The organism is Novacetimonas maltaceti, from assembly GCF_002906255.1.
In the GTDB taxonomy this organism is placed as follows: domain Bacteria; phylum Pseudomonadota; class Alphaproteobacteria; order Acetobacterales; family Acetobacteraceae; genus Novacetimonas; species Novacetimonas maltaceti.
Window position 1 is genome coordinate 1 of record NZ_POTC01000082.1, and the last position, 7,414, is coordinate 7,414.

The 7,414-nt window shown below is 70.5% G+C and carries 6 protein-coding genes and 2 pseudogenes; 5 read left to right on the plus strand and 3 right to left on the minus strand.

Going from position 1 to position 7,414, the window contains the following annotated elements:
• From KMAL_RS15510 to cysQ, 3 genes and pseudogenes are all read right to left on the minus strand, one after another.
• Positions 1 to 186 (minus strand): annotated as a pseudogene (locus tag KMAL_RS15510) (hypothetical protein); the annotation flags it as partial.
• Positions 187 to 258: 72 nt separating this feature from the next.
• Entirely contained in the window at positions 259 to 1,227 is a 969-nt protein-coding gene (locus tag KMAL_RS15515; protein ID WP_110096407.1) for an L-threonylcarbamoyladenylate synthase, read from the minus strand.
• Positions 1,224 to 2,009, minus strand: a complete 786-nt coding sequence (gene cysQ / locus KMAL_RS15520; RefSeq protein ID WP_110096408.1) for a 3'(2'),5'-bisphosphate nucleotidase CysQ — start codon at positions 2,007 to 2,009, stop codon at positions 1,224 to 1,226. The genes KMAL_RS15515 and cysQ overlap by 4 nt, the downstream gene beginning before the upstream one ends.
• A 219-nt stretch (positions 2,010 to 2,228) precedes the next feature.
• Between cysQ and KMAL_RS15525 the strand changes: the two genes are divergently transcribed.
• The 5 genes and pseudogenes from KMAL_RS15525 to KMAL_RS15545 all read left to right on the plus strand — a co-directional run.
• Positions 2,229 to 3,698, plus strand: coding sequence for a leucyl aminopeptidase (locus tag KMAL_RS15525; RefSeq protein ID WP_110096409.1), 1,470 nt, complete (start codon positions 2,229 to 2,231; stop codon positions 3,696 to 3,698).
• A 59-nt stretch (positions 3,699 to 3,757) separates the two neighbouring features.
• The gene (locus KMAL_RS15530) at positions 3,758 to 4,201 is read left to right on the plus strand and encodes a DNA polymerase III subunit chi (protein WP_110096410.1); all 444 of its coding nucleotides are present in this window, start codon (positions 3,758 to 3,760) and stop codon (positions 4,199 to 4,201) included.
• An 87-nt stretch (positions 4,202 to 4,288) separates the two neighbouring features.
• A complete protein-coding gene (locus KMAL_RS15535) occupies positions 4,289 to 5,140 on the plus strand; it encodes an aldo/keto reductase (protein ID WP_110096411.1) in 852 nt (283 codons plus the stop codon).
• Positions 5,141 to 5,156: 16 nt separating this feature from the next.
• Positions 5,157 to 7,028, plus strand: a complete 1,872-nt coding sequence (locus KMAL_RS17835; protein WP_146044245.1) for a proton-conducting transporter transmembrane domain-containing protein — start codon at positions 5,157 to 5,159, stop codon at positions 7,026 to 7,028.
• Positions 7,029 to 7,041: 13 nt separating this feature from the next.
• Positions 7,042 to 7,414 (plus strand): annotated as a pseudogene (locus KMAL_RS15545) (hypothetical protein); the annotation flags it as partial.

Sequence of the window (7,414 nt, forward strand, 5' to 3'; positions counted from 1 at the left end):
GGGCGGGGGATTGGGGGCAATGGCGGCGAACAGGTTTTTCAGCGCGCCCCCCGTCATCTGGTTCTTGCGCGCGCGTGCGCGGATGGCCGACAGCGCATTTTCCGACTGGCCCGGATTGTCCTCCAGCACGAGTGCCAGAATATCCGACAGGATCTTCAGTTCCTTGGGGTCTAGGCTATCGCTCATGTCAGGTATCGCCAGGGTCGGTCATCGTGGGTCGGTCATCGGGATCGGGTCATGCGGAACGGTAACGGGTCATCATGTACGCGGGCACGCCGCGCGGGACAGGCGGTCGCCAATGGCGGCACCCAGCCCATGTGCCGGCACGGGCTGCACCGCGATCGCGCGCAGTCCGCGCCTGCGCCCCTCCATATCAAGAAACCGCAGCCCGGCGAAGAGGCGTGCTGCCGCTTCCTCCAGCTTTTCGCCCGGACTGAGGTTCCAGGTCAGCGGACTGCCGGGCAGTTCCGGGCCGAATGCCAGCAGGGCTTCGTCCGGGGCGACGGATACTGCGCCAAGGCGGACCGGCAGGGTGGGGGCATAATGCGACGACAGCCGCCCCGGCGCCACGGGGCGCGCGTCGCTGCCGCCATGGGGCAGGGCGATGTCGGGACAGACCTCGCGCAGGGCCTCGATCGTGACCCCGCCGGGGCGCAGCAGGACCGGTACCGGTCCCGTCAGGTCCACGATCGTGCTTTCCACCCCTACGGCGCAGGGGCCGGAATCGAGCACGGCGTCGATCCTGCCCTCCAGCCCGTCAAGGACATGCTCCGCGCGTGACGGGCTGACGCCGCCCGACGGGTTGGCCGAAGGGGCCGCGACCGGCACCCCCGCCGCCGCCAGCAGCGCGCGCGCCACATCCCCTGCGGGCACCCGCACCGCGATGGAGGGCAGCCCCGCCCCGGCAAGGTCGCAGACCGCGCATTCGGCCGTGCGCGGCAGCACCATCGTCAGCGGCCCGGGCCAGAAGCGTTGCGCAAGGCGACGCGCCCGCCCGTCGGCATGCGCATGGACAAAGGCGCGGTCCGCGTCGGGAAAATGGCTGATGAGCGGATTGAAGCTCGGGCGTTCCTTCGCGGCGAAGATGCGCGCGACCGCATGGGCGTCGGTGGCGTCGGCGCCAAGGCCATAGACCGTCTCCGTCCCGAACGCGACCAGCCCGCCGTTGCGCAGGATGTCCGCCGCCTGCGCGATGCCCGCGCCGTCCGCCGCCAGCCGTCGTGTCATTGCGCGCCGCGACAGATGAAGGGCGGGTTGCGCCAGCCCGCCTTGCCATAGGCCAGCGGCGTGCCGTCGAATTCCGTGATGCTGCCGCCCGCGGCCTCCAGCACGGCCTGGGGGGCGGCGGTGTCCCATTCCATCGTCGGGCCAAGGCGGGGATACAGGTCCGCGACACCTTCGGCCACGCGGATGAACTTCACCGCCGATCCGATGTTGCGGATGCTTGCCACCGGCTGGCGCGACAGCAGTTCCTTCAGGCGCGGGTCATCGGCGTAATGGCGCGACGCCAGCACATCCAGCCCCGCCGCGGGGGCGGTGCGTGCATGGATCGGGTGTTGCCCGTTTTCGTCATGCCGCCATGCGCCATGGCCGATGCGCCCGGCATAGACCTGGTGATAGGCCGGCAGCGCCACGGCGCCGAGGACCGCGCGACGGTCGCGCACCAGCCCGATATTGACGGTGAAATCCTCCCGCCCCGCCGCGAATTCCCGCGTGCCGTCCAGCGGGTCGACAAGCCAGTAGGTCCGGTCCGTCTCCACCTCGATCCCCGCCGCCGCCTCTTCTTCCGCGATGACGGGAATGGACGGGGCCGCGGCCCGCAGTCCGGCAAGGATATGCGCCTCCGCCGCGTGGTCGGCCTCGGTCACGGGGGAATCATCGGTCTTGGTATGGGTGATGAACCCGCGCGCGCGGATGTCGCGGATCAGTGCCGCGGCTTCCGTTGCAAGGCGGACCGCGAGATCGAGCAGGGCCTGGTCGTCGGGGGCATGCAAGGATGGTATGTTCATGCAGATGGCATTAGCTTACTCATGCCGCGCCGTCATGCGTTTATGCGATGCGACATGCAATCGCCTGCCCCGGCACCCGCCCTGGCGGGGCCTGACGGGCGGGTGCGTCATGGTGGCGCGGGGGAAGGCTTTCCCCGGCGTATCAGGGGTCTGCGCATGCCCCGTGCGTGATTTCGCGTCACGCTGTTCCTTGGTTTTCTCAAGCGTAGCGACTGCTTCATGCTCGATACCGGTTTTTCTGAGTCCCGCCTGCCGCACGAAGGCGTGCTGGCGATTCTGGCCCCCTCCGACGGGGCGCCTTCCGCGCTGTATGCGCAGGCGGACGCGGCGACGGATGGTGCGCTGTCGCGCGCGGCGAAGGCGGCGGACTTCTCCTTCGCCGCAAAGGCGTCGTGCGTCGTGCTCGCCCCCGGCGCGGGGCTGGATCGCGTGGTCCTGATCGGCCTTGGCCCGCGCGACGGGATCGACGCGCGCGTGGCGGAGCAGGCGGGCGGGGCCATCGCCTCCGCATTGGGCAAGGTCGCGGCGCGCGCCACCGTCGCGCTCGATACCCTGTCTGGCGGCCTTGCGGCGCATGTGGCCCTTGGGGCGGTGCTGGGGGCCTACCGCTTTGACTCCTACCGCACCACGTGGCGCGAAGGGGAGGCATGGAAGCTCGAAGGGCTGGAATTCGTGGGCGCCGATCCCGCCGGGGCAAAGGCCGCGTGGACGCCGCTTTCGGCGGTCGCGCGTGGCGTGCTGCTGTGCCGTGACCTGGTCAACGAACCGGCGAACATGCTGCGTCCCGACACGTTCGAGGCCCGCATCACGAAGCTGCGCGACCTTGGGGTGGAGGTCGAGGTGCTCGACCGTGACGCGATGCACAAGCTCGGCTTCGGCGCGCTGCTTGGCGTGGGACAGGGCAGCTCCGTGCCGCCGCGCACCGTCATCATGCGCTGGAATGGCGGGGCGGAAGGCGAGGCCCCGGTCGCCTTCATCGGCAAGGGCGTGACCTTCGATTCGGGCGGCATTTCCATCAAGCCCGCGGGCGGCATGGAGGAAATGAAGACCGACATGGGCGGTGCTGCCGCCGTGGTCGGCACTATCGCCGCACTGGCGGGGCGCAAGGCGCGTGTCAATGCCGTGGGTGTCGTGGGGCTGGTGGAAAACATGCTTTCGGGCGATGCGCAGCGGCCGGGCGACGTGGTGCGCACCGCGTCGGGCCAGACGGTCGAGGTGCTTAACACCGATGCCGAAGGCCGCCTGGTCCTGGCCGACGTGCTGTGGTACGCGCAGGAGCGTTTCAGGCCGCGCTTCATGGTTGACCTCGCCACCCTGACGGGCGCGATCGTCGTCAGCCTCGGCAACGAACGCGCGGGCCTGTTCTCCAACGACGACACGCTGGCGCAGCAGCTTGCGACGACGGGCGAGGGCGTGGGCGACAGGCTGTGGCGCATGCCGATGTGCGCGTCGTACCTCGAGCTGCTGCGCTCGGACATCGCGGACCTCAAGAACATCGGCGGCCGGGCGGGCGGGTCGATCACGGCGGCGAAATTCCTTGAATGTTTCGTCAACAAGGTGCCGTGGGCGCATCTGGACATCGCGGGCACGGCGTTCGCGCACAAGGGGACGGCCTGCGTGCCCAAGGGGGCGACGGGCTTTGGCGTGCGCCTGCTCGACGCCCTCGTGCGGGAACATTACGAAGGCTGAACCAGGCGCCGGGAAGCATGGCTGCTTCCCGGCCAGGGCAGGGTTGCAAAAGGAACTTCATGGCGGAGGTTGGTTTCTATCACCTGACGCGTTCCACGCTGGAGCAGGCGCTGCCTGCCCTGCTCGGGCGGACGCTTGACGCCGGTCGCCGCGCGGTCGTGCGCTGCGGGGACGAGGGCCGGGTCAAATGGCTCGACGATGCCCTGTGGCGCGCCACCGACCCGGTGTGGCTGCCGCATGGCACCCGCGCGCTGGGCCATGAAAGCTGGCAGCCGATCTGGCTGACGGCGGGGGAGGACGTGCCCAACGGCGCGACCTTCCTGTTCCTGATCGATGGCATGTCGGCCGGTGGCATGGGCGATTTCGAACGGGTGTTCGACCTGTTCGACGGCCATGACGAAAATGCCGTCGCGGCGGCACGGCAGCGCTGGAAGGCATGTCGCGAGGCGGGGCACACCCTGACCTACTGGCAGCAGCAGGCGAAGGGGTGGACGCGTCGGTAATCCCTGCACCGAGGCAGGGATGACCCACGGGGCCATGGCGGTCATGGCCCGCAGGCGGCAGACCATGGCAAGGAAAGGCCGCGCAGCATGAAGAACGTTACATTCCCCGATGGCATCACGGTTCCCGCGCTGGGAATGGGGACATGGAACCTCGGGGATGACGAGGCGCGTCGTGATGCGGAAATCCGCAGCATCCGCATGGGGCTCGATGCGGGCCTGCGGGTTGTCGATACGGCGGAAATGTATGGCTCCGGCCGGTCCGAACGCCTGGTGGGACAGGCGATCGCCGGGCGGCGCGACGACGTGTACCTCGTGGACAAGGTCCTGCCCTCCAACGCCTCGCGCGCGGGGGTGCGCAAGGCGTGCGCGGCGTCGCTGGAGCTGCTGGGGACGGACCATCTGGACCTCTACCTCCTGCACTGGCGCGGTTCGATCCCGCTGGAGGAGACCGTGGCGGGGTTCGAGGACCTGAAACGCGCGGGCATGATCCGGGCGTGGGGCGTGTCCAATTTCGATGTCGATGACATGCGCGAACTCGCGCGCATCGCAACGCCGGACCCGTGCTGCGCCAACCAGATCCTCTACAGCCTCGACTATCGAGGGGTGGAATATGACCTGCTCGGCCATGACCGGGCGGAGGGGATCGTGACCATGGCCTACTCGCCACTGGGGCAGGGGGGCGAACTGCTGCGTGCCCCGGTGCTGGAGCGGGTGGCGTCGCGGCACGAGACCTCGCTTGGCCCCGCAACGCCCGCGCAGGTCGCGCTGGCGTGGGTGCTGCGCCAGCCCGGCGTGCTTGCGATTCCCAAGGCGGGGTCGCCCGCGCACCAGCGCGAAAACATGGCGGCGGCCGAACTGGAGTTGACGAAAGCCGATCTGGCGGAGATTGATGATGCAATCCCGCCGCCGCGTCGCAAGGTCTCCCTTGCCATGATCTGAACGCGCAACCATGGCCGTGGCGGGGTGGGCCGTCATCACCACGCCAGGCACGGGAGCAGGTCGGATCATCAGCATTATCCTCCTTGTCGTTCTGGGCGCCATGCTGGCCTGCGTCCTTGCGTCGCGGGCATGGCCGCGTGCGCGCGCCGCCTGCCTGCCGCTGCTGCGGGTGGGGTGGGTGGTCGTGATGGCGGGGGCGCTGGCGGCCTGCCTGCCCGCTGCGCTGGGGCATGTCGCGGCGGTGGGGCGCGCGCCGCGCCTGCTGTCGGTGTTCCATCCCGACCCGCTGGCGCTTTCGTCGCTGCTGCTCGTGGCGCTTGTGGGGCTGTGCGCCGGACAGGCCGGGGCGCTGGCATGTATCGCCGCCGCGGCCGCCGTGGCGGGTGGCCCGCTGGTATCGGGGCTGGCGGGGGCGTGCGTCATCGTGGCGCTGCGTGACGATGCGGCGCGGCGCGGCCGTGGGACCGGCGGCCTTCTGGGGATGGCGCTGCTGTCGATGCTGGCGCCTGCCGGTCCTGACGCGCTGGCCGGGGCGGGGGGCGCATCACGCGCACTCGTGCTGCCGGTCGTGGTTCTGATGGCCACGTGGCCCCTGCTGCACCTGTCATGGCGGCCCGGCGGCGGGCGGCGGCATGTGCCCGCGCTGCGCATGGCCGATGTCGCGGGGTTTGTCGTTGGGGGGCACCTGTGGCTGCGCCTGCTGGCCTGTTACCCCGACAGTACCGTCCTGTCCGAACGCTGGGGCTATGCGCTGGTGGCGCTGTCGGCCGGGCTGTTCCTTGCGGCGTCGCTGCGGGCGCTGGTGGCGCGCGACATGCGCCGGGTCCTGTCGGGCCTGTTTGGCGGCACGGCGGCCCTGCCGGTCATGGTGGCGGGGCTGGGGCTGGTGGCGCGGGCCAATGACCTGCCGGACATGCTGGGGGGTGTGGTTGCGTGCCTGATGCTGCTGCTGGCGGCGGGGTGCATCATATGGATTGCGTTGCTGGGTCTGTGTGACGCGATCGAGGTGGAGGCCGGGCAACTGGTGCTGATGCACCTGGGGGGGCTGGCGACACTGATGCCCCGCGTGTCGGCGCTGCTGTCGGTCGGACTGCTGGCGCTGGGGGGCATGCCGCCGCTGATCGGGTTTTCGATATCATGGATGCTGCTGCGCCTGTTCGGTGCCCTGCCGCACGGGGGCAGCCTTGCGCAGGAAATCCCCGTGGTCTGTGTCCTTGCGGTCATGGGGGCCGGATGGGGGGTGCGGCTGCTGGCGCTGGTGCGACTGGTGGGTGTCGTGCTGTGCGGGCGGCCGCGTACCCCACGCGGGGCGGGGGCGTGCGATCCCCCATGGCCGGTGCTGGGCCGATGTGCGGCTGGCGTGGCGCTGGCCTGCGTGGTGTCGCTGCTGCCCGGTGGGTGGGGTGCCCTTGCACGGGCGGGCATGGCGCAGGTCGCGCGGCAGGTGAATGGCGGGGCAGTTGGTGGTTCGCTGTTCGCCCTGCCTTCGCCCGATGGCGTGTCCGTGCTGGTGCCGCTCCATGGGGCCGTGCTGCTGCTGGTGGTGGGGGTGATGGTGGGGGTGGTATGGTGGATGCGCGGTGTCTCCGCCACGCGGCAGGTGGCGACGTGGGAGCAGGGCGCACCGCCGGCCCCGCCATGGATGCCCTTTGGCGATCCGCTGACGCAGGTGGGGGCGGGCGTGTTCGTGCGCCTTTTGCAGGACATGGCGGGATGGCCCGAAGGCGCGGCGGCAGGGGTGCGGCGCGCGTTGCGGGCATGGCGCGCGGGGGGGCGTTGCCTCATGCTGCCGCTGCTGCGCTTTCCCGATGCGCCGGAACGCCTTGCGCCGCTGGCGCTGCCTGCCGGGATCGCGCTTGCCATCGCGCTGCTGTGCTGGCTGTCATGAAGGGGCCGGGCTGATGGGGGCGCTTGCGGTCGGGATGCAGGGACTGCTGCTGTCGGGGGTGCATCTGGTGCTGATGGTGCTGATGGCGCCCGTCTGCGCGCGTTTCACCCAGTGGTGTCGGCAGCGTATGGCCGGTGTGGCCGGGCCGCCCGCGCTGCTGTCGCGCTGGCGCATGATCGCGCGGGCCTGGCGGTGTCCGGGCATGCGTGCGGCATCGGGGGCGCGGGTCACGGCGCTGGCGCCGTGGGGGGCGCTGGTGCTGGCGCTCTCGGCCGTGCTGCTGGTGCCGTCCTTCTCGCTGGGTATGGCGGGAGAGGACGGGGCGGACCTGCTGACGGGTGTCGGGCTGCTGTTCGGGGCGGGGGTCGTGCCGTGCGTCGTCGGAC